This is a genomic window from Vreelandella indica (assembly GCF_037070225.1).
Lineage (GTDB): Bacteria > Pseudomonadota > Gammaproteobacteria > Pseudomonadales > Halomonadaceae > Vreelandella > Vreelandella arctica.
In genome coordinates, this window is record NZ_JBANSO010000009.1 from 131027 (window position 1) to 152080 (window position 21054).

Genomic DNA, 21054 nt, shown 5'->3' on the forward strand with positions numbered 1-21054 from the left:
AAGCTTATGAATCAGATGCCTATACACCTAGAACCCAAAATGCTACTCACCGCCCACATAATGCTCTACCTGCTGTTTAAGCTTCTGCCCTGGGCGAAACGTGACTACCCGACGGGCAGAAATCGGAATTTCTTCACCGGTTTTCGGGTTTCGTCCTGGCCGCTCGCGCTTATCACGCAGGTCAAAGTTACCAAACCCCGATAACTTCACCTGTTCGTTCTCACGAAGACAGGCTCGAATCTCTTCAAAAAAAGCTTCGACCATGGCCTTCGCTTCTCGCTTGGACAGGGCTAGCTCAGCATGCAAATGCTCAGCCAGTTCTGCTTTGGTCAACGCACCCATAAGGCTTCTCCTTATCCTTTAAGCAGATACAGCAACAATCACACTGTATCAACCGTACAGTAGCAAAACGCATTGCCAAGAACGTGATAAGCATCGTGGCGTGGCCTAATTAAACACTTAGATTTTTATTAGCCGCGCAGCTCCGCATCCAGCTTGACACGCACTTGTGTCACAATTGAATCGACCAACTGGTTGATTTCTTCATCGTTTAGCGTGCGCGATGGATGCTGCCAGGTCAAGCCCAGCGCAATACTCTTATGTCCTTCGGCCACGCCTTTACCTGAATAGACATCGAATAGCTTGATATCCTGCAGATACTCCCCCGCTTGCTGCTTGGCGCAATCGAGCAATGCCTGCACAGGTGTCGACTCATTGAGTATAAACGCCAAATCACGGCGCACTTCAGGAAAGCGTGACAGCGGCTCAAACGCAGGAACTCGGCCTTGGCTAAGTGCATCTAAGCGCACCTCAAACAACACGGCATCCATTTTTAAGCCCAGCGTTGCTCGCACTTGTGGGTGCAGGGTACCAATCCAGCCTGCAGGCTCACCGTTATGCAACAGCTGAGCACTTTGACCAGGATGAAGCGCTGGGTGCTCAGCGGGCTCAAACCGCCAAGCGTCAGCTTCGCCACCCAAGGCGATGACGCTTTCTAGATCACCTTTAAGGTCATAAAAGTCGACGCGATCTTTAGCGCCACTCCACCCTTCCGCTTCACGCGGGCCACACACTAACGCACCCAGCATCGGCACCTGTGACAAAGCATCCAGCTCACCGTTAAATACTAGCCCGGTTTCAAATAAACGCACGCGGGTTTGCTGTCTATTGAGATTATATTCCATGGCGCGAACTAGGCCAGGAAACAAGCTGGCCCGCATCACTGACAAATCAGCCGAGATAGGATTAGCAAGCACAGGCGTTACTGCGTCTGGTAACAGCGTCGCTTGCAACTCAGGTGCTACAAAGCTGTAGGTGATCGCCTCTTGAAAGCCACGTGCGACCATCTGACGACGCAGCTGCGACTGAGTCAGCTTCGCCTCGTCCGAAGAGCGAAGCGCCAAGCGTGCTGCAGGGCGACGTACCGGCAAATTATTATAGCCATGGATACGTGCCACCTCTTCGATTAGGTCCTCCTCAATGGCCAAATCAAAGCGCCAAGTAGGCGCGGTGACAGCCCAATCGGCACCCTGGATGCTGACATCAAGCCCCAGACGCTGAAGAATATCGGTCACATCATCGCTATCGAGCGTCTTGGATAGCGCCTGCTCTAAACGGGCACTGCGCAATAAGATTGAGCGCTCTTCGGGCATATGCTTAACGCTTAGCGCTTCAACAACAGGCCCGGCTTGACCACCGCAAATTTCAATGAGTAACTGTGTAGCCCGCTCGACGGCAATGGGCGTTAACTGTGGATCAACTCCACGCTCAAAACGGTGCGATGCATCAGTATGCAGACCGTAAGAACGCGCTTGGCCAGCAATAGCAAGCGGCGTAAAGAACGCAGATTCAAGGAAAATAGTCTGGGTGTTTTCGTTAACGCCTGAGTTTTCGCCCCCCATTACGCCTGCCATCGCTAGCGGGCCGGAGTGATCAGCAATGACCAGCGTTTCAGGGCGTAGCGACACCTCATGACCATCAAGCAGCGTTAAACGCTCACCCGGCGTGGCCATGCGAATAACCATGCCACCTTGAAGATTATCGCGGTCAAAAGCATGGAGCGGCTGGCCTAACTCAAGCATCACGTAGTTAGTGACATCTACGACAGGATCAATAGAACGTACGCCGCTACGACGCAGCCGCTCAACCATCCACAGGGGCGTTTCAGCCTTAACATTGACACCATTAATAATGCGGCCCATATAGCGAGGGCATTGCTCTGGCGCTTCGACACTAACCGCAAAGCTATCTTCGATCTCAGTGGACACCGACGATATTGCAGGGCCGCTCACCGCCAGCCTATTAAGCACTCCCACTTCACGCGACAACCCTTTAATGCTTAAGCAATCACCACGATTGGGCGTCAGGTCGACCTCAATGGTCATGTCATTAAGGTGCATGAATTCTCTAAAATCAGCACCCACTGGAGCGGTTGCTGACAACACCAGAATGCCTGGTGAAGTCTCTTCTTCAAGCCCCAATTCAGATGCCGAACAAATCATACCCCGTGACTCAACGCCACGCAGTTTGGCTTTTTTGATTTTAAAATCGCCCGGCAAGACACCGCCCACCTGGGCAAAGGGCACTCTCTGGCCAACATCGACATTAGGCGCCCCGCAGACAACCTGGACAGGCTCACCACTGCCGTCATCAACGGTACACACATTGAGCTTATCTGCATCTGGGTGCTTCTCTTTACTCAGCACCTCTGCCACCACGACTCCACTAAATTCAGCTGCGACTGCCTCAACAGCGTCAACTTCCAAGCCCGCCATGGTGATTTGGTCGGCCATGGCCTGCGTATCAAGCTGCGGCGAAACCCATTCACGCAACCACTGTTCTGAAAATTTCATCATTGATCCTGTATTCGGCGGCGGTCTTAAGCGAATTGACGTAAAAAACGCAGATCGTTTTCAAAGAACAGGCGTAAATCGTTCACGCCGTAGCGCAGCATTGCCAAACGCTCAGCCCCCATTCCGAAGGCAAACCCCGTATAGCGCTCGGTATCAATGCCCGAGTGGCGGAAGACTTCAGGATGCACCATGCCGCACCCCATCACTTCCAACCAGCCACTATGGGAACATACACGACACCCCGCACCACTACACATTACACACTGAATATCGACCTCGGCAGATGGCTCAGTGAATGGAAAGTAGGAAGGACGGAAACGGACGGATAGGTCGTCACGTTCAAAAAATGCCTGCAAAAAGTCTTCGATCGTCCCTTTTAAATCAGCAAAGCTGATGCCCTCATCAACCAACAGCCCTTCCACTTGATGAAACATGGGCGTGTGGGTTAAATCCGAGTCGCTGCGATAAACACGCCCTGGACAAACAATACGAATGGGTGGCTCACTGCTTTTCATGGTGCGCACCTGCACCGGTGAGGTGTGAGTCCTCAACAGGCGCGTGGCATCAAAATAGAAGGTATCCGCCATGCCACGGGCAGGGTGGTGGGCAGGAATATTGAGCGCTTCAAAATTGTGATAATCGTCTTCAATTTCAGGCCCTACCGCTACATCATAACCAATACGCGTGAACAGTCCCTCTATACGCTCAAGCGTACGCGTCACCGGATGTAGACCACCCTCGGCCTGGCCACGCCCTGGCAACGTGACATCGATACTTTCAGCGGCCAAACGGGCATTGAGCGCAATACTTTCAAGTTGCGCGCGCTTAGTATCAATTTCTTCGGCCAGCGTTTGCTTGGCTTGATTAATACGTTCGCCCGCCGCAGGGCGCTCTTCTGCTGACAGCTTCCCCAGGCCTTTCAGTAAGGCAGTTACCTCACCTTTCTTACCTAGGTAGCGTACTCGTAATTCGTCTAGTGCAGCGACACTCTGCGCAGCCTGAATGGCGTCGCGAGCCTCAGATACCAGAGTAGGAAGGTGATCCATCCGTTTCACTCCGAATTAAGCGGTGTCCACCCCTAAGGATGGCGTGGCACGTTGAAGGTGACAAAAAAACAGGGGAAGAGCGGCTGCTCTTCCCCTGGATGGGTCACTCTGAAATGACCTCAGGTACATTGCATGGGCAATCACCCAATGCAAACTACCTTATTGGGCAGCCTTGGCCTTTTCCACGATGGCAGCAAATGCAGCCTTCTCGTGTACTGCCAAATCGGCCAATACTTTACGGTCGATTTCAATACCGGCTTTCTTGAGGCCACCAACAAAACGGCTGTAAGACATGCCGTTGACGCGTGCACCAGCGTTGATACGCTGAATCCATAGCGCACGGAACTGGCGCTTACGGTTGCGACGGTCACGATAAGCATACTGACCAGCTTTGATAACGGCTTGCTTGGCAACGCGGAAAACGCGTGAACGGGCACCGTAGTAACCTTTAGCAAGCTTCAATACTTTTTTATGGCGACGACGCGCTACTACGCCACGTTTAACTCGAGTCATAACACACTCCTGACTTTAAGGCTGAGGCGAAAAAATTTTGCACTCAGAAAAACGAAAACCCGACTTATAGATTCGGCAGCATACGCTGGATAAGCGCTTTATCAGACGCATGGATTTGCTTCATTCCACGCAGTTGACGCTTACGCTTGGTCGTTTTCTTGGTCAAGATGTGGCTACGGTGAGACTGCTTGTGCTTAAAGCCATTAGCAGTCTTCTTGAAGCGCTTGGCAGCGCCGCTGTTGCTTTTGATTTTCGGCATGAGGAAAACTCCGCTCGATATTTTTTAGAAAACCCAGGGCCGACCACCTGTTTAACGGTGATCCGTTGACATCGCCGCTGGATCACTTCTTTTTCGGGGCAATAATCATGATCATCTGGCGCCCTTCCATTTTCGGGAAAGACTCTACCGCTCCGATCTCTTCCAGGTCTGCCGCAATCCTTTCCATCAGCTTACGACCGATGTCCTGGTGCGCCATTTCACGACCACGGAAGCGCAGTGTGACTTTGCCCTTGTCACCACCTTCCAAAAAGCGCGTCAGGTTTTTAAGCTTGACCTGATAATCGCCTTCGTCGGTGCCAGGACGGAATTTAACTTCCTTAACCTGGATTTGCTTCTGCTTCTTCTTTTGAGCCGCTTTCTGCTTCTTGGTCTCAAAAACGAACTTGCCGTAATCCATAATCTTACAGACGATGGGGTCGGCATTCGAAATTTGCACGAGATCTAAGCTTTCAGATTCAGCACGCTCTAGCGCTTCGGTGGTGGGCACAACGCCCAACTGCTCACCGTCGCTACCAATAAGACGTACTTCTTCTTCGACAATTCGCTCGTTCATTGGTGGGCGTTTATCTGCTGGACGCCCTCGCTGGTTGCTTCTCTTGATCGTTCCGTCTCCTTAGGCAATTGACGATGTCGCCAGGGCTGCTCTCTCGGCAGTATGGCGTTCAATAAATTCATCGACCGTCATTGTACCGAGGTTTTCGCCGCTGCGTGTTCGCACGGCCACTGAGTCAGCTTCGACTTCCTTATCTCCTACCACAAGGAGATAGGGAACTTTCTGTAACGTATGCTCACGGATTTTAAAGCCGATCTTCTCGTTCCTCAAGTCCGCTTTAACACGTAAGCCACTTTTTTGCAGACGGCTCTCCAAATCAAGCGCATATTCACGCTGTGAATCGGTAATAGTCATGACAACTGCCTGCTGTGGCGCAAGCCATAATGGCATAGCGCCTGCATAATGTTCAATCAAGATGCCAATGAAACGCTCCATAGAGCCAACGATAGCACGATGCAACATCACTGGCGGCTTCCGATGCCCCTCTTCAGTCACATATTGAGCACCAAGTCGCTCTGGCATCATAAAGTCTACCTGCATAGTACCTACTTGCCACTCGCGTCCCAGGCAGTCTTTCATATGGTATTCAATCTTGGGGCCATAGAACGCGCCTTCGCCAGGAAGTTCCTGCCATTCGACATCGCAAGTTTTTAACGCACTACGCAATGCATCTTCTGCCCGATCCCAAACCTCATCACTACCAATGCGTTTTTCGGGGCGAAGAGCAATTTTGATAGCAATATCGTCAAAGCCGAAATCGCTATATACCTTCAACGCTTGACGATGAAAGTCAGTTACTTCTGGCTCAACTTGAGCTTCGGTACAAAAAACATGACCATCGTCTTGAGTAAATGCACGTACGCGCATGATACCGTGTAAAGCGCCTGAAGGCTCGTTCCGGTGACAACCACCAAACTCACCAAAACGAACAGGGAGTTCGCGATAGCTACGTAAACCAGAATTAAATACCTGAACATGGCCCGGGCAATTCATAGGCTTAAGGGCATACTCACGCTTTTCTGACTCGGTAAAGAACATTCCGTCTGCGTAATTATCCCAGTGCCCTGACTTTTTCCAAAGCGACACATCCATTATTTGGGGGCAACGAATTTCTTGGTAGCCACCCTCTTTATAAACGCCTCGCATATATTGTTCGATCTGCTGCCATAGCGCCCAGCCGTTAGGGTGCCAAAATATCATCCCCGGCGCTTCTTCCTGCATGTGAAAGAGGTCCAGTCGGCGCGCCAATTTACGGTGATCGCGCTTCTCTGCTTCTTCAAGCCGCTTTATGTAAGCTTTAAGCTGCTTCTTATCACCCCATGCGGTGCCGTAGATACGCGTAAGCATGGTATTTGCAGCATCGCCACGCCAATAGGCACCTGCCAACTTAGTGAGCTTGAAAGCTTTTAAGTGGCGGGTGTTAGGCACGTGCGGGCCGCGGCACATGTCGGTGTACTCTTCGTGATGATAAAGCCTGATGGTCGCATCATCAGGGATATCACGAACAATTTCCTGCTTGTAAGGTTCATCACGATGCAAAAAGGTCAACATTGCTTTGTCGCGATCCACGTATTCTCGAACCACATCGTACTCGCGCTCAATCAATGATTGCATGCGCGCCTCTATCGCCTCCAAGTCTTCCGGCGTGATCGACTGACCGAATTCAATATCGTAATAAAAGCCATCTTCAATGACTGGCCCAATCGCCATTTTGGCATCGGGATACATCTGTTTAACCGCATGACCAATTAGGTGAGCGCAGGAGTGACGAATTATTTCCAACCCCTCAGCGTCACGCGCGGTGATAATAGCGACGCTAGCGTCTTGCTCAATTAAATCAGCGGCATCTACCAGCACACCATCAATCTTCCCAGCGATACAGGCCTTAGCCAAACCAGAGCCAATGGATTCTGCGAGCTGCATAATGGTCAGCGGTGCTTCAAACGTTTTTTGACTGCCGTCAGGCAGAGTAACAATAGGCATTCAGGTTCCTTGAGCGCAGTGGTGATCCATACCAAGGATCACATTTCGCTATCAATGGTCTTGGAGGGTGCAAAAGTCTAACTAAAAACAGCGACAAGATTAGCAGACTTACCTACCGCTTAAAATAAAAACGGGAGGCTTAAGCCTCCCGTTTCTGTAGCTGCGGTTTGCAGTTAACCGTTTATAAGTCGTCCACAAGCCTCAGAAGCTAAACAAACTTAGTTCCACTCATCCAGTTCAACGCGACGGTTCTGGAAGCGACCTTCTTCAGTCTCGTTAGACGCGATCGGCCGCTCTTCACCGTAACCTACTGCACGCATACGGTTAGCTTCTACGCCACGGCTCGCCAAGTAGTTAGCAACAGATTGCGCACGCTCTTGTGACAAGTTTTTATTGTACTCGTCAGAACCGCGTGAATCAGTGTGTCCTTCTATACTAACACGTACATCTGGGTTATTAACCAGACGCTCAGCAACACCGTTCAACACGCTTTGCGCGGCAGAAGTCAGTTGTGCAGAATCAAACTCGAAGTTAACTTCTTGTAGTACAACGCTATCCGGGCAACCCAGTGCGTTAACTTCTACGCCTGCAGGGGTGTTCGGGCACTGATCACGGTAATCTGGAACACCGTCATTATCGGAATCAAGCGGGCAACCGTTAGCGTTAACTTCTACGCCAGCAGGAGTACCTGGGCACTGATCACGGTAGTCAGGCACGCCGTCACCGTCAGAATCTAGCGGGCAACCTTCGGCATCAACAGCAACACCAGCCGGCACTTCGCCATAGCTTGGGCACTGCGGTGCAACCGGCTCAGGCGTGCGGTCAGCGCATAGCAAACCGCCGATAGCAGCACCAGCAGTGGCACCTATAGCGGCACCGTTTTCTTCGTCAGAATTACTGCTGGTAGCATAGCCAATACTGCCACCGATAACGCTCCCAGCCAGACCACATACTGCCGGGTGCTGATACCAGTTGCTGTCGCTGCTAGCGCTTGATTGGCCGGAAGACTGTGAGGCCGAGCTGGCACAGCCAGAAAGACCGACTACCAGTGCGGAACCGATTAGCAATCCAGTCGTTGATTTTTTCATGCAAGACTCCTTCTTGATCCAATGCTGAAATGGTCATAAGTGACCAAATCTATCCAATGCTTCTTATTGCGAGAGCATCCATTTTTCGCCTGTTCTGTATTAAGCTGAATAACCAAGCCCTCAGTATTTATGACGACATACCCATAACTCAGTACCCAGCCACTACAGAACATTGTGCCTATCATTAACGCTTAAGCGCTAGAAGGCAACAATGCCAAGATATCAACTTCTTGCCAATACCGACATCATTTAGCATAGCAAAATTGCCACGATGGGCACTAAAAATTAGCTTGCTATGCATTTTGGCGGTTAATACCGCTCAAAATTAATAGTTAATGCAACGCACTTTTGCCTTTGGCACGCCATTTTAATACTGCTTGAGCAGCTTTCAATACGGCTTCCCGCATGTCATTTTCTGCCATCAACCGTTCTTTGTCTTCCTGCATACGCTCTCGAGCAGTCAACTGCTGCCGGGCGGAATGCGTATTCAAATGTTGAGTGCGACGATAGTGCTCGGCAAAAGCCTTAAATTCAGTTCGTTCCGTTAAACTAGGATCGATAATCTCAAGTAGAACCTTACAACGCCAAGCCCCCTCCGTGATATCGACCTGCTCCTGAACCAAAGCACTCGCGACATAATCGAGGTTTTCTAAACTGTTTTGTTGGGCACGAGCATCTTCATCGCGCCGATAAGCTTCTCGACGACTTACCTCTTTGCGCAGCGACCATGCGTAGAAACACAGCCCCACAATGACTGCAATCGCCAAGGCGAGTAATACCAGCGCTACTGTTGAGTTCATGACCCCCCTCATTAAGCGAATAAATTGCTTGACGAAAATTGTACACCCTTATACCACTACTCTGCCAATAGCATCTAGGCTTGCTTCTCCACTTACTGCATACCTGTCCAGTTCGTCTTCGAATCACCAAGCAAGCGCCGCAGCGTAGTGATCAAGTAATAGCGCACCGAAAACGCCTAATAAGTAGCGAATTGAGAACCAGAAAGCGCCGATAGGTGCGGTAGCATCATGACCGCGCCAAACCCGCCAGTTCCAAAACATAAAGCGTGCATTCAGACCTAACACAATGACTAAATAAAGCACTCCACTCATCCCGATCATTACCGGTAATAGAGTAGTTAATACCGTTAGCCAGCCATACAACCAAATTTGCAGCCGTGTAAAAGGAAGACCATGGGTAACAGGCAACATTGGGATGCCTGCCCGTGCATAATCATCACATTTGTGAATCGCCAGTGCCCAAAAGTGCGGCGGCGTCCAAGCAAAAATAATCAGCATCAGTAACAACGGCTCAGGAGATACTTGCCCCGTAATAGCAACCCAACCTAGCAATGGCGGTGCCGCGCCAGCCACGCCTCCAATAACAATATTCTGGGGCGTAGCCCGCTTTAAAAAAGCAGTATAAATCAAAGCATAACCGATCAAAGAAGCAAAGGTCAGCGCAGCCGCTAAAACGTTAACCTGCCAAGCTAATAGCGTAACACCTGCAACAGAAAGCAAGCACGCCCAAGCCAACGCGATTGTCACGGGTAGCCGTTTACTCGCCACTGGACGACGAGAAGTTCGCGTCATTACCGCATCCAAATGGCGGTCAATTACATGATTAAAAGCAGCCGCACCACAAGAGGCTAAGCCGATACCGGCCAAACCAATAATTACTTTTGTCAGTGGTGGTAGGCCTTGGGTTGCCAATGCCATCCCCACGGCAGCACATACCAACATAACAACCACTACTTTAATTTTGCAGAGCCCAAGTAATTCTCTCCACCCCCACACCATAGAAGGCAGGGCCGAAGGTAGTGTCATTGTTATATTTCGCATGCGCTCCCCTTCTTTTTTAGTCAGCAATAACATTGCAATACAACGGGTTAGAGCCCTTTAAACAAGTGCCAGCCTCGTTGTAACGCCAGCACCACCAAGCCCATACCAAACCAACAGATAGTGCAATGGCACCTGCCGTATGTAGCAACGCAAGCCATAAAGGCAGCCATAACAATACGTTAGCGATACCCAGAATAGCCTGCAGCATGTATAGAGAAACCACAATTGCTAGTGGTTTAGCGACATTCTGCCAATGCCGATATCGTAACCAAAGCGCAATCAACCCGACTCCTAACATGAGTGCGCCTAAGCGATGAACAACATGGATAGCAGTGCGTGCATCAGCATGTAGCTGCCCATGTAAATAATTAGGGCCAACAGTTTGGGTAAAATGAAAACCCTCGCTTACATCCAACTCAGGCCACCACTGAGCATTACAGGTAGGGAATCCTTGGCAAGCGATGCCCGCATAGTTGCTAGTCACCCACCCACCCAACGCTAACTGCACCACCAGCAAGCATGCCGCAATACCCCACCAGGCATTGGTTCGGCGCGGCTCAGTTATGGTTTTTTTACGAGCACGACGTAAGCGTAGGTGTACCCAAAAGAACAGTAGCAATACACTCAGCCCACCCAAAAGGTGGAGAGTGACGACTTGCGGCCAGAGTTGTAGCGTCACCGTGAAAGCACCGAAGGCACCCTGCAATATAATAACTACTAAGAGCGTCAAACTGAGCCGCCATGGGTAACCTGAGCGTTGACGCAATGGCCAACCCAGCGCGACAACACTTATTACCACCAGTCCAAGCAGGCTAGCAATGTAGCGATGGGCCATTTCCACCCACGCTTTAAACGGTTCTAACGGAGCATCAGGATGGCGCAGGGTGGCATGATCGCTATCGGGGACCAGCAGCTTTCCATAGCAACCTGGCCAATCAGGGCAGCCTAATCCAGCATCGACTAACCGTGTCCATGCACCAACCAGCATTACCACTGCAGTAAACAGGGTACCTATTAACGTTAATCGCACTAACCAGCGTAAGCGGCGCTCATAGGAATTGGACATGATGCTTCCTTAACAACAGAGATTAGTGCGCTTCATAGAGGGTTTACTTTAAAAAGATGCTGTATATCTTCAAGCACGTATTTGGTCGCGATGTTTTCATCGAATGCTAGCGCCGGACGCCCTGAAGGATCGAACAACCACACTGAGTTTTCTTTTCGCCATGAAGGAAAACGCTGCCACTCACTAGTCACTTCGCCCGGCAATGGTTCAAGCCCCCCGCCGATGCGCAAACGCGTTAATCTTGGCGCCTCGCGTCCTAAAGCACGATGTAGCCGCCACAATTCATCCTGGCGAGTTTCACACTGCAGAGTGCAGTCAAATGCCAGAATCCATTTGTCTTCTTCACTCACGGCAGACGCTGTTAATGGCCATTCATGAAGAGCGGGTAATGCCAGGTCTACATCACCATGTGCCGTATGGTGATCGGGGATGCCAATACGGAACTCGACCATTCCCCAGGCAGCAACCACGGGAGCCGCGAATATCGCAAAGATCAGCATTAATTTGAGCCGCTGGCGCCGGATATATTTAGCTTCCTGCATAGTTATTCACCCTGCTTATTTTTACTCAGTAACGACTCTTCTTGAGTTGCATCGCAACGCAATTTTCGCCCCCCAAAAAACATTACCACCAGGGCCGCCAGGGCCAGCCCCCACCACTGAAACGCATACCCTATATGCCGGCTGGGCGGCATAACACTGGCTTCCCACCAAGGAATCAGAACGCCATCGCCCTCACTAGCATGCACCCAGCCCGCATAGCTAAACGACCCTAACGAAGCGCGCCAAGGTTCAAGACTTAACTGCTGCAACCTGATACCTTCTCTGTTTTCTCCATATAGTGGCCCGCCCGCTTGTACTTCCTGCCACTCACCGGTCAACTCAACACTGCCACTTGGAGTAGTGGCTTGGGGTGGGCCACGATGAGGCCCCGTTGCTAAAAAGCCTCGCTGCACCAACCAAAGCTGACCGAAGCTATCACGCAGTGGTGTGAGTACTGCTACCCCTAACCTTCCCTCTACAATCCGATTATCTAAATAGAGAGTATGCTCTGCCAAGTACTCACCCCGTAGGGTTACCTCTGCGCCTTGGGCTGGCTGCGCGGTAGGTTGTACCAATGCAGGTGCCGTTTCGCGAACGGCCAATGCTAATCGCTTGTCATCTGCCCGCTCCCACTGCCATAGTCCTAAATAGGCGCCTAAGGCCACCACCAGACTCCAGAAAAAACACCAGCTATAAAAACGCCATTGTCGAGAGGTTTTCATCATGTGGTTACAACTACTCATTGCCGCTGTATTCGTTGCGATGGTTATAAGTCTAGCCATGGGAGCTGGCTTTTTGCTGCGTGATAACTCCTCGTCTCGCCGCTTGCTTGTGTCTCTTAAATGGCGCATCGGACTAGCTTGTTTATTAATGGTCCTCATCATATTTGGCTTTTGGTCCGGCCAGCTAGGCTAGGCAATTTATAAAACGTAAACGAAAATAAAGAGCCCAACCCATACCACATCGACGAAATGCCAATACCAACATGAGGCTTCAAAACCAAAATGATTTTCATCGCCAAAATGGCCTTTCACTATTCGTACTAACATGGTGGCAAGAATTATTGTGCCGATAATCACGTGCAACCCATGAAAGCCGGTCAATATAAAGAATGTTGCGCCAAAAATACCGGCTTCCAATGTAATACCGTAATGCGAATAAGCCTCATAATATTCAATGCCTTGAATCATTATAAAGCAGCACCCTAATAGCACGGTACCGGTTAGCCAGTTACGACATGTCCGCCGGTAACCGACTTTTAAAGCCTCATGGGCAACTGTTAGCGTGATACTTGAGGTGATCAAAATTAGCGTATTAACGAGAGGAAGTTGCCAGGGGCTAAAAACTTGTTGAGGGCCAGCAATGGAAGCATCGGGTGGGTTCAGCAGGGGCCATGTAGCAACAAAATCTGGCCAAAGTAACGCCGAAACCCCTTTCGCGCCCTCCCCGCCCAACCAAGGAATAGTGAACATCCTTACGTAAAACAGCGCCCCAAAAAAAGCGGCGAAAAACATGACTTCTGAAAAAATAAACCAGCCCATGCCCCAGCGAAACGAACGATCCATTTGAGCATCGTACAGCCCACCACGAGACTCACTGATCACATCCCGAAACCATAGCCCCATCACAGACACTATGCCCAACACGCCTATTAAAACCAGCGGCAGCCCAGTGTCGTAAACAAGCTTAATGCCGATTCCGGCCATCATTGCACCGAGTGCCACCGAACCGAGAACAGGCCACCGACTACTCGCTGGAACATAATAGCTACCACTGCTCATATCGTTTCTCCCGCCGCGTTATTGTTCTTTGCTTCGTTTTTGGGATCGTTCTTAACACCGTGATTGATTGTGTTGTTCAGTGAGGCGTTCTGTATCACACGCTCAATTGGATATAGGGTATATACCAGCGTGATGGTATTAATATCTGCTGGAAGATCTCGCGCCAACTGAAACACTAGCGGGATCGTCAAGCGTTCATTACCCTGCAACTGTTGCTCTTCAAAACAGAAACAGCTTACTTTGCGTAAATGGCGCGTTGCATTTGAAGGGGAAACGCTAGGTACTGCCTGCCCCCAACTTTCTTTATGACTATTATTAGTAAACGTAAAGTCGACTTCTGCCGTTTGCCCCGGATGCACGCTCATTTGATGCATTTCAACGCTCATCTGCCACGGTAAGCCTGGGCTGCCCCGCGTTATAAATTGCACATTAATGTAACGGGACTCATCTACCTCTTCGTGCACGATACTTTGTGCCGTAGCATCAACCTTGCCATTGATGCCAGTAATTTGACAAAACACGTCATACAACGGCACCAACGCAAAAGCAAAGGCGAACATACCTACTAGCACAGCCATTGTTCTAATAACTGTTCGACGCACGCCTACCTGGTTTTGCTCTCGACTATCCATAACCCCTCTTGGGCCTACTGGCCTGTGTGGTTTATGCCATGTTTAATGGGAAGTGCGATGAAAAACCGGCGGTGTTTCAAAGGTGTGCAAGGGTGCAGGACTGGGTACTGTCCACTCTAAATCTTCCGCGCCCTCCCAAGCTTTTGCTGGCGCTTTTTTACCTCCGCGAACGCACAGTATGATGCCTAAAACAAATAGCAACTGTGAGGCGCCAAAGAAGAAGGCACCAATACTTGAAAGTAAGTTAAAGTCGGCAAACTGAAGAGCATAATCGGGAATACGGCGCGGCATACCCGCTAACCCAGCGAAATGCATGGGGAAGAATGTTAGGTTGACGCCGATAATCGAAAACCAGAAATGCCACTGGGCAAGCCGTTCATTAGGGTAATGCCCCGTCCATTTCGGCAACCAATAATAAACACCTGCCATGATGGCAAAGATTGCCCCAGGGACTAACACATAGTGAAAATGGGCCACGACGAAATAAGTATCATGATATTGAAAATCAGCAGGCGCTATCGCCAGCATTAGCCCTGAAAAGCCACCAATAGTGAACAGCACGACAAAGGCAAGGGCAAACAGCATCGGCGATTCAAAACTGATTGAGCCACGAAACAGCGTAGTAACCCAATTAAACACTTTCACCCCAGTAGGTACAGCGATCAGCATCGTGGTATACATAAAAAACAACTCTGCCACCAAAGGCATCCCTACCACAAACATATGATGAGCCCAGACCAAAAACGACAGAAACGCAATCGCCGCTGTGGCATAAACCATTGATGCATAACCAAACAACGGTTTCCTTGCAAAAGTTGGTATGATCGCAGAGACAATACCAAAGGCAGGCAGGATCATGATGTACACTTCAGGATGGCCAAACGTCCAGAAGAGATGCTGAAACAGAACTGGGTCGCCCCCACCCGCCGCATTAAAGAAACTTGTGCCAAAATTAATATCCATAAGCATCATGGTAATAACTGCCGCTAAAACCGGCATTACCGCGATCAGCAGAAAGGCCGTAATTAACCATGTCCAGACAAAGAGTGGCATATCCATTAAACGCATGCCCGGTGCACGCATATTCAAAATAGTCGCGATAATGTTAATCGCACCTAGGATGGAGCTAATACCAGCCATATGTAATGCAAGAATAAAAAACGAAGTGGAAGGAGGAGCATAATTAGTCGACAACGGCGCATAAAAAGTCCAACCGAAATTTGGCCCTCCTCCGGGCATAAACAGAGTTGAAAGCAATAGCGTAAAGGCAACAGGAAGCAGCCAAAAACTGAAGTTATTCAATCGTGGTAACGCCATATCTGGCGCTCCAATTTGTAGCGGTATCATCCAGTTAGCTAATCCTGTGAAGGCCGGCATTACGGCGGCAAACACCATGATCAAACCATGCATAGTGGTCATCTGGTTGAAAAACTCAGGTTCGACCAACTGAAGACCAGGCTGGAAAAGTTCGGCTCTCACTACTAAAGCAAATATGCCGCCAACGAAAAACATCGTCAGTGAAAAAATCAGATAAAGAGAACCTATCTCTTTATGATTTGTGGTCAACAACCAGCGCAAAATACCTTTCGGCGGCGCAGCATGGCTCTGGCTTTGCCCGTCGGAGACGGCCGTGCTGCTATGTTGCAAATGAGGTTGAGGGGGTAGTTTGGGCGACATAATACTCTCCGAAATATTGTTGTTGTCTAAATAAGTGGCACATCAGCATTATTGGGCAATTAGCTCAGCTACTTCTGAAGGCTGCACCACATCTCCCGTATCGTTACCCCAAGCATTTCGCGTATAAGTGACTACAGCAGCAATTTCTACTGGATTTAAGGTGCTACGAAAAGCCGGCATTGCAGCACCCGAAACACCGTTGATTACTTTATTGAGATGCCAATCTACATCACTAATGAGCTGTTCGTTATTTGCCAGTGCAGGAAAAGCAGGTGGCGAGCCCTGGCCTTCAGCTTGATGGCAAGAAGAGCAGATCGATTGATAAATTTCCTGACCGCGTGCTACTAGCTCTTCCATAGCCCATTCACGATCAACGCCCATGGCCTCTTCGGCAGCCGCTTCTTTGCGTTCGGCAAGCCAACCATCAAACTCATCCTCTTCCATCGCGTGTACGACAACAGGCATAAAACCGTGGTTGATGCCACACAGCTCAGTGCACTGCCCACGGTAGATACCCGGCTCATTGATCGTTACCCAATTTTCATTGATAAAACCTGGAATCGTGTCTTGTTTGACAGCTAAGTCGGGCACCCACCATGAATGAATAACATCATCAGAGGTCATCAAAAAGCGCACTTTGCGGTTGATGGGTAAAACAAGCGGCTCATCCACTTCTAATAAGTAGTGTTCTCCCCGCGTTTCAGCCCCACTGACTTGCGTCCGTGGAGTGCTCATATTAGAAGTAAACGCGACGTCCTCGCCTAGATACTCATAGCGCCAGCGCCACTGCTGTCCTGTAATCATAACGTCTAATTCTGCATCTGAAGAGTCGTACATATTTTTTAGCGTTGCGGTAGCAGGGACAGCCATGCCAACCAGAATCAAGACAGGAATAGCCGTCCAAAGCACTTCTACACTGGTGTGCTCATGAAAGTTGGCGGCTTTGGCGCCTTTGGAGTGGCGGTAGCGAAACAGGGAGTAAAACATAGCACCAAACACTACGAGGCCGATGACGACACATATCCAAAAAATCGTCATGTGAAGGCCAAAGATATCGGCGCTAACATCGGTTACACCAACAGGCATATTCCAATCATTGGCATTAGCCTGCGACCCGCTCGCAGAAAGGGTAATGACTAACAGCCACCGCCACGCTGATCGCATAGAAACCTCCAGACTTATTGTTGTTATCTCCTGCCTTTAGATGAGGGCAGAACTAAATGAGATATTAGCAGTATAGAAAATATGTGCCATTCGTCACGCTTTGCTTACTTAGCGCTATCAACGCTTTTCAGCGGGCAGCAAACGTTGCCAAAATGATAAGCATCAAAACGAACAGCAATGTAATGACTATCCCTGTAACAATGTAGGCTGCAGGCTTGCCACTACTAAAGTCTTCCTGTCGCTTCTGGTTACTCTGGACCCCAAGCAAGGCCGCTAATACTGACTTCACCACTGACCACATAAAGCCTCCGATTAGGACTGGTGTGACAACGCTCATTGAGGATTCATGGTTAACATTCATCATCATAGACAGACAAAGGTATTACGTTTGGATAAACGGAAAAAATCTAAGCATTTACAGGCAGGTAAATGGCAATCTATAGTTCCGATTATGCGATACTAATTTCCCCCAGGATCAAGCGCCACCCAATGGAGTGACTCATGTTCAAGCACCTTCCAAGCCTACCAGCTAAAAGCCTATTGGCTATTTTCCCATTACTGCTGCTAACAGGTTGTACGACGTATACCTGGCCCGACGGCTCACAGGAAACCGTAATCGGTGTGGTGCCAGAAGAAGAAAATAAACGCTACGAAGAAGAACAGGTAGAAGGGGTACGCTATCGTATTCCGGACGAGATCCCAGAAAAGCGCAGCGAATAAGCATGACGGCAAAAAACGGTCAGACTATTTGTCTATCTTCCGTTTGGTATGCGCAGTCGCCGTTGCGGTCAAAGGGTCTTCTGGCCAAGGATGCCGAGGGTAACGACCGCGCATTTCTTTACGTACCTCTGGGTAGCCATTTTGCCAGAAACTCATTAAATCTTGGGTGACTTGTAGCGGCCTACGCGCGGGTGAAAGCAGATGAATCATTACGGCAACGCCGCCATTAACGACGGTAGGGGTTACCTGCCAACCAAAGGCCTCTTGCAGCTTCATAGCTAAAACTGGAGGGCATTGGGAAAGGCAAGGCACATAATCCAACATAATCACTTTTCCACTGGGTACTTTAAGCGCTTGAGGTGCCAATTGATCAAACTGGCTTTTCTGTTCCCAGGAGAGTGAATCAAGCAAGTAACGCTCTATAGGCAATGCTTCAATTTCGCTCAGTCGATTTATGCCGATCAAGTAGGGAGCTAACCAGCTCTCTAATGTGGCTAACAGTACCTGCTCCGACCAATCGGGCCATTGCTCCCCCAGGTTGGCGCGTAACAGCGCCATGCGCCCGAGCAACTGTTGATGCTTCTTGCCGAACAACCGCCTGGGCTGCTGACGTAAAGCATCCAATAGCGCCTCTGTTACGGTTTCTTCCGGCAAATGCGCCAATGGCCGTTTGGCAATAATAAGGCTTGCGTGCGCCTGCACCTCTTCACCGATTAAACGACCCTGCTCTTGCGACCAGGTTACGCGTGGCTGCCAGAGGTTAATCCCAGGATATATAGAAATCAGTGAAGCAAGGGGTAGTTGCTCGCCAGCAATAATGCGCGCTTGGTCACCTGCTGCGCTGTTTAACACGGCGGCCACTAAAAAAGATTGATGTGCCAAGGGATCATTTAACGGTAGCGTAGCGGTTTTGCCATTGGCCAGACGAAACTTACCAGGCTCTATTAACTGGCCGATGCGCTCTGGGTATGCCAGTGCCAAGAGCGGCCCAAGCGGTTGCATCATAGCTTCATCAAGCACGGCCCCTGCTTTCCTAGCAAGCCTAAGGGCTTCGCGCTGCCATTGAGGAAAGCGCTTAGGCTGACTGAGCCGGAGTGCTAACGCATCATGCAGCGAGCGCTCTGAGCTGTCCCGCTCCTCCAGTAGAGCTGCTAGCCCACAGGCCAGGGAAACAGCATTGAATTCTGCAGCACGCTCCAGCATCACGGCTATTCGCGGTTCGACTGGCCATTGGGCACAGCGACTGCCCAAGGGGGTTAGCCTGTGTTGCTCGTCTAATATACCAAGCTGCACTAAAAGCGCTTGACCACTGCGCCAAGCACTTTCTGGCGGCGGCGTCACCCAACTCAGCTCATGGGGCGACGCAACCCCCCAACACGCCAGTTCAAGCACCAGCGATGAGAGTTCCGCTTGCTGAATTTCTGGCTCACCGTAAGCGGTTAACGGCTGCTCTTGAGCCCATAGCCGAAAACAGACGCCCTCCCTTTGCCGACCTGCGCGACCCCGCCGCTGGTCGGCGCTAGCACGGTTGATTCGTCGTGTGGTTAACCACGTTAGGCCCGTGCGCGGCTGAAAAAGCGGCACTCGCTCTAAGCCACCGTCAATCACTACATTGACGCCATCCACCGTAATGCTAGATTCGGTAATCGCAGTGGAGACAATAATACGCTGTTGTGAAGTGTTTACTGCTAATGCCGCTTGTTGCTGCGCGATACTCATCCTGCCGTGCAGCGGTCGTATCGCGAGGTTTGGTAGCGCCCTTTCCAACGCTTGTACTAGCCGATTTATCTCGGCCACGCCCGGCAAGATCACTAATACATCCTGCGTATCAGGCATTAAAAGCGCTTCATTGACTACGCGCAGAGCATGGCTAACACTCTCTTCGCTATTTAAGGAAGGACGATACAGCGTTGTCACCGGATACTGACGACCATGACAATCGATGGTGGGTACCTGCTCCCCTAACACTCGCCTGAGCGCCTTGATATCCAGCGTTGCCGACATTACCAGCAGGCGTAAATCGTCACGAATACTGCTTTGCACATCCAGCGTAAGCGCCAACCCTACATCGGCGTCTAAACTTCGCTCATGGAATTCATCAAAGATGATCCCAGCCACGCCTTCCAGTAGCGGGTCATCCTGCAGCATGCGAGTAAGCACCCCTTGAGTAACGACCTCTAAGCGAGTTTGCGCGCTAACACAGCTATCGCCGCGCATGCGATAGCCCACTGTCTGACCGACCTTTTCGCCTAACTGCTGAGCCATATAGTTAGCCGCCAATCGCGCGGCGACTCGCCGTGGCTCTAGCAAAAGCAGCTTCTGCCCTTTTACCCAATCGGCCGTAAGCAGAGCAAGCGGGACACGGGTAGTTTTGCCAGCGCCTGGCTGGGCAATCAGCATCAGACGATTGTTGGTAACCAGGACGTTTTTAACGTGATCAAGATGCTGATCAATCGGCAAATCGCTCATTTAGCACTCACTTTTCCACCAAGTGAGCGTTGGTACTCGACTGAGTGATTCCGCACCCTTTTAGGATAACGTGCTCAAGAAAGGCTGAAATTGATTCAACATCCTCTTCAGTTAATGCATCTCGGCCTAAAATACCGCTTACCTGAGCGCTATATTCAGTGTAGTGCTGGGTAGCAGACCAAATTAAGAAGATTAGCCACTTGGGGTCGACAGCGTCCATTTTACCTTGCGCAGACCACTGCTGAATGATCGCGGCACGAGAAGCCACCCACTCACGCAGTTCACCAGCCAGATAGTCACTCAAGAAGGGAGCGCCGGCTAAAATTTCCGCTGCAAACAGTTTTGAGCCTTCGGGGTAGCGCTGACCAAGCACCATTTTGGCGCGGATAAAATCACTCAGCACAGTTGCTGGATCACTCTCCGGGGTAATATCTTCAAGCACCTTGTTCCAGCGATGCATCATACGGTTAAGCAGTCGCACATAAAGCGCCTGCTTACTTCCCATGTAGTACAAAATATTAGCCTTAGGGAGACCGGCCCGATCAGCGATCACTTGCAAGCTCGCTCCACGGTAACCGTACTGAGAAAACACTTCTTCAGCGGCCATCAGAATATTTGTCTCAACTTTTTCACGGCTGGGGCTTTCATGAGTGACGGATACAGCGGTCATTTACAATGTCCCTTAATAAGCGTCGGCGGGTAGGCTTGTTGCCCCAAATAGAGGCATTTCGCATAAGCTTGCCCCACTCCCGTGCAGCGATCAAATACTTGCAAGGCTGACCATTTTGTCTCAAGCTCAACTTATATTGACCGATCGGTCAGCACAATCCCGGTCTATACAACAACA

The 21054-nt window shown here is 50.2% G+C and carries 22 protein-coding genes; 2 read left to right on the forward strand and 20 right to left on the reverse strand.

Annotated elements, in window-relative coordinates; translation table 11 throughout:
* Positions 1-42: 42 nt before the first annotated feature.
* The 13 genes from V8L71_RS08475 to V8L71_RS08535 form a co-directional block, all read right to left on the reverse strand.
* The gene (locus V8L71_RS08475; RefSeq protein WP_035579533.1) at positions 43-342 is read right to left on the reverse strand and encodes an integration host factor subunit alpha; all 300 of its coding nucleotides are present in this window, start codon (positions 340-342) and stop codon (positions 43-45) included.
* Between the two features lie 128 nt (positions 343-470).
* Positions 471-2852, reverse strand: a complete 2382-nt coding sequence (gene pheT, locus V8L71_RS08480; protein WP_336273848.1) for a phenylalanine--tRNA ligase subunit beta — start codon at positions 2850-2852, stop codon at positions 471-473.
* A 26-nt stretch (positions 2853-2878) separates the two neighbouring features.
* The gene (pheS, locus tag V8L71_RS08485; protein WP_176302248.1) at positions 2879-3898 is read right to left on the reverse strand and encodes a phenylalanine--tRNA ligase subunit alpha; all 1020 of its coding nucleotides are present in this window, start codon (positions 3896-3898) and stop codon (positions 2879-2881) included.
* 159 nt (positions 3899-4057) lie between these two features.
* Positions 4058-4411, reverse strand: coding sequence for a 50S ribosomal protein L20 (gene rplT, locus V8L71_RS08490; RefSeq protein WP_007114344.1), 354 nt, complete (start codon positions 4409-4411; stop codon positions 4058-4060).
* Positions 4412-4475: 64 nt separating this feature from the next.
* The gene (gene rpmI, locus V8L71_RS08495) at positions 4476-4670 is read right to left on the reverse strand and encodes a 50S ribosomal protein L35 (protein ID WP_007114345.1); all 195 of its coding nucleotides are present in this window, start codon (positions 4668-4670) and stop codon (positions 4476-4478) included.
* A gap of 82 nt (positions 4671-4752) precedes the next feature.
* A complete protein-coding gene (gene infC, locus V8L71_RS08500) occupies positions 4753-5244 on the reverse strand; it encodes a translation initiation factor IF-3 (RefSeq protein WP_008957470.1) in 492 nt (163 codons plus the stop codon).
* 60 nt (positions 5245-5304) lie between these two features.
* Positions 5305-7227, reverse strand: a complete 1923-nt coding sequence (gene thrS / locus V8L71_RS08505; RefSeq protein WP_336273830.1) for a threonine--tRNA ligase — start codon at positions 7225-7227, stop codon at positions 5305-5307.
* 218 nt (positions 7228-7445) lie between these two features.
* Positions 7446-8315, reverse strand: coding sequence for an OmpA family protein (locus tag V8L71_RS08510; RefSeq protein ID WP_336273831.1), 870 nt, complete (start codon positions 8313-8315; stop codon positions 7446-7448).
* Positions 8316-8647: 332 nt separating this feature from the next.
* Positions 8648-9115: a DUF2489 domain-containing protein gene (locus tag V8L71_RS08515; RefSeq protein ID WP_101147037.1), complete on the reverse strand. Its 468-nt coding sequence runs from the start codon at positions 9113-9115 to the stop codon at positions 8648-8650.
* A 123-nt stretch (positions 9116-9238) separates the two neighbouring features.
* Complete coding sequence (cyoE, locus tag V8L71_RS08520) at positions 9239-10156, reverse strand: heme o synthase (protein WP_176302283.1); 918 nt, start codon at positions 10154-10156, stop codon at positions 9239-9241.
* A 16-nt stretch (positions 10157-10172) separates the two neighbouring features.
* Positions 10173-11222 carry a COX15/CtaA family protein gene (locus V8L71_RS08525; protein WP_336273832.1) on the reverse strand — a complete coding sequence of 350 codons (1050 nt, stop codon included), beginning with the start codon at positions 11220-11222 and terminating at the stop codon, positions 10173-10175.
* Between the two features lie 32 nt (positions 11223-11254).
* Entirely contained in the window at positions 11255-11764 is a 510-nt protein-coding gene (locus V8L71_RS08530) for a hypothetical protein (protein ID WP_336273833.1), read from the reverse strand.
* Between the two features lie 2 nt (positions 11765-11766).
* Positions 11767-12489, reverse strand: a complete 723-nt coding sequence (locus tag V8L71_RS08535; protein ID WP_336273834.1) for an SURF1 family protein — start codon at positions 12487-12489, stop codon at positions 11767-11769.
* Here V8L71_RS08535 and V8L71_RS08540 point away from each other — a divergent pair.
* The gene (locus tag V8L71_RS08540; RefSeq protein WP_176302255.1) at positions 12488-12679 is read left to right on the forward strand and encodes a DUF2909 domain-containing protein; all 192 of its coding nucleotides are present in this window, start codon (positions 12488-12490) and stop codon (positions 12677-12679) included. The two genes, V8L71_RS08535 and V8L71_RS08540, sit on opposite strands and share 2 nt — an antisense overlap.
* A 5-nt stretch (positions 12680-12684) precedes the next feature.
* Here V8L71_RS08540 and V8L71_RS08545 read toward each other — a convergent pair whose 3' ends face one another.
* The 5 genes from V8L71_RS08545 to V8L71_RS08565 form a co-directional block, all read right to left on the reverse strand.
* Positions 12685-13545 (reverse strand): cytochrome c oxidase subunit 3, encoded by an 861-nt coding sequence (locus V8L71_RS08545; RefSeq protein WP_176302256.1) that lies wholly within the window; start codon positions 13543-13545, stop codon positions 12685-12687.
* The gene (locus V8L71_RS08550; protein ID WP_176302257.1) at positions 13542-14177 is read right to left on the reverse strand and encodes a cytochrome c oxidase assembly protein; all 636 of its coding nucleotides are present in this window, start codon (positions 14175-14177) and stop codon (positions 13542-13544) included. The genes V8L71_RS08545 and V8L71_RS08550 overlap by 4 nt, the downstream gene beginning before the upstream one ends.
* Before the next feature lie 42 nt (positions 14178-14219).
* Positions 14220-15854 (reverse strand): cytochrome c oxidase subunit I, encoded by a 1635-nt coding sequence (ctaD, locus tag V8L71_RS08555; RefSeq protein ID WP_336273835.1) that lies wholly within the window; start codon positions 15852-15854, stop codon positions 14220-14222.
* 48 nt (positions 15855-15902) lie between these two features.
* On the reverse strand, positions 15903-17018 hold the full coding sequence (gene coxB, locus V8L71_RS08560; RefSeq protein WP_176302259.1) for a cytochrome c oxidase subunit II: 1116 nt from the start codon (positions 17016-17018) through the stop codon (positions 15903-15905).
* Positions 17019-17145: 127 nt separating this feature from the next.
* Positions 17146-17385, reverse strand: coding sequence for a DUF2970 domain-containing protein (locus tag V8L71_RS08565; protein ID WP_336273836.1), 240 nt, complete (start codon positions 17383-17385; stop codon positions 17146-17148).
* Positions 17386-17519: 134 nt separating this feature from the next.
* Between V8L71_RS08565 and V8L71_RS08570 the strand changes: the two genes are divergently transcribed.
* Entirely contained in the window at positions 17520-17738 is a 219-nt protein-coding gene (locus tag V8L71_RS08570) for a hypothetical protein (protein WP_336273837.1), read from the forward strand.
* 24 nt (positions 17739-17762) lie between these two features.
* On the opposite strand, the gene hrpB is transcribed toward V8L71_RS08570, so the two are convergent.
* Together hrpB and V8L71_RS08580 are read right to left on the reverse strand one after the other, a co-directional pair.
* On the reverse strand, positions 17763-20207 hold the full coding sequence (hrpB, locus tag V8L71_RS08575) for an ATP-dependent helicase HrpB (RefSeq protein WP_336273838.1): 2445 nt from the start codon (positions 20205-20207) through the stop codon (positions 17763-17765).
* A 7-nt stretch (positions 20208-20214) separates the two neighbouring features.
* Positions 20215-20877, reverse strand: a complete 663-nt coding sequence (locus V8L71_RS08580) for a TetR family transcriptional regulator C-terminal domain-containing protein (RefSeq protein WP_336273839.1) — start codon at positions 20875-20877, stop codon at positions 20215-20217.
* Positions 20878-21054: the final 177 nt, after the last annotated feature.

What these genes read in the sequence shown, in the direction of transcription:
- V8L71_RS08475 (WP_035579533.1), bottom strand. Translation starts at nt 342, where the DNA reads ATGGGTGCGTTGACCAAAGCAGAACTGGCTGAGCATTTGCATGCTGAG.
- pheT (WP_336273848.1), bottom strand. Translation starts at nt 2,852, where the DNA reads ATGAAATTTTCAGAACAGTGGTTGCGTGAATGGGTTTCGCCGCAGCTT.
- pheS (WP_176302248.1), bottom strand. Translation starts at nt 3,898, where the DNA reads ATGGATCACCTTCCTACTCTGGTATCTGAGGCTCGCGACGCCATTCAG.
- rplT (WP_007114344.1), bottom strand. Translation starts at nt 4,411, where the DNA reads ATGACTCGAGTTAAACGTGGCGTAGTAGCGCGTCGTCGCCATAAAAAA.
- rpmI (WP_007114345.1), bottom strand. Translation starts at nt 4,670, where the DNA reads ATGCCGAAAATCAAAAGCAACAGCGGCGCTGCCAAGCGCTTCAAGAAG.
- infC (WP_008957470.1), bottom strand. Translation starts at nt 5,244, where the DNA reads ATGAACGAGCGAATTGTCGAAGAAGAAGTACGTCTTATTGGTAGCGAC.
- thrS (WP_336273830.1), bottom strand. Translation starts at nt 7,227, where the DNA reads ATGCCTATTGTTACTCTGCCTGACGGCAGTCAAAAAACGTTTGAAGCA.
- V8L71_RS08510 (WP_336273831.1), bottom strand. Translation starts at nt 8,315, where the DNA reads ATGAAAAAATCAACGACTGGATTGCTAATCGGTTCCGCACTGGTAGTC.
- V8L71_RS08515 (WP_101147037.1), bottom strand. Translation starts at nt 9,115, where the DNA reads ATGAACTCAACAGTAGCGCTGGTATTACTCGCCTTGGCGATTGCAGTC.
- cyoE (WP_176302283.1), bottom strand. Translation starts at nt 10,156, where the DNA reads ATGCGAAATATAACAATGACACTACCTTCGGCCCTGCCTTCTATGGTG.
- V8L71_RS08525 (WP_336273832.1), bottom strand. Translation starts at nt 11,222, where the DNA reads ATGTCCAATTCCTATGAGCGCCGCTTACGCTGGTTAGTGCGATTAACG.
- V8L71_RS08530 (WP_336273833.1), bottom strand. Translation starts at nt 11,764, where the DNA reads ATGCAGGAAGCTAAATATATCCGGCGCCAGCGGCTCAAATTAATGCTG.
- V8L71_RS08540 (WP_176302255.1), top strand. Translation starts at nt 12,488, where the DNA reads ATGTGGTTACAACTACTCATTGCCGCTGTATTCGTTGCGATGGTTATA.
- V8L71_RS08535 (WP_336273834.1), bottom strand. Translation starts at nt 12,489, where the DNA reads ATGATGAAAACCTCTCGACAATGGCGTTTTTATAGCTGGTGTTTTTTC.
- V8L71_RS08545 (WP_176302256.1), bottom strand. Translation starts at nt 13,545, where the DNA reads ATGAGCAGTGGTAGCTATTATGTTCCAGCGAGTAGTCGGTGGCCTGTT.
- V8L71_RS08550 (WP_176302257.1), bottom strand. Translation starts at nt 14,177, where the DNA reads ATGGATAGTCGAGAGCAAAACCAGGTAGGCGTGCGTCGAACAGTTATT.
- ctaD (WP_336273835.1), bottom strand. Translation starts at nt 15,854, where the DNA reads ATGTCGCCCAAACTACCCCCTCAACCTCATTTGCAACATAGCAGCACG.
- coxB (WP_176302259.1), bottom strand. Translation starts at nt 17,018, where the DNA reads ATGCGATCAGCGTGGCGGTGGCTGTTAGTCATTACCCTTTCTGCGAGC.
- V8L71_RS08565 (WP_336273836.1), bottom strand. Translation starts at nt 17,385, where the DNA reads ATGATGATGAATGTTAACCATGAATCCTCAATGAGCGTTGTCACACCA.
- V8L71_RS08570 (WP_336273837.1), top strand. Translation starts at nt 17,520, where the DNA reads ATGTTCAAGCACCTTCCAAGCCTACCAGCTAAAAGCCTATTGGCTATT.
- hrpB (WP_336273838.1), bottom strand. Translation starts at nt 20,207, where the DNA reads ATGAGCGATTTGCCGATTGATCAGCATCTTGATCACGTTAAAAACGTC.
- V8L71_RS08580 (WP_336273839.1), bottom strand. Translation starts at nt 20,877, where the DNA reads ATGACCGCTGTATCCGTCACTCATGAAAGCCCCAGCCGTGAAAAAGTT.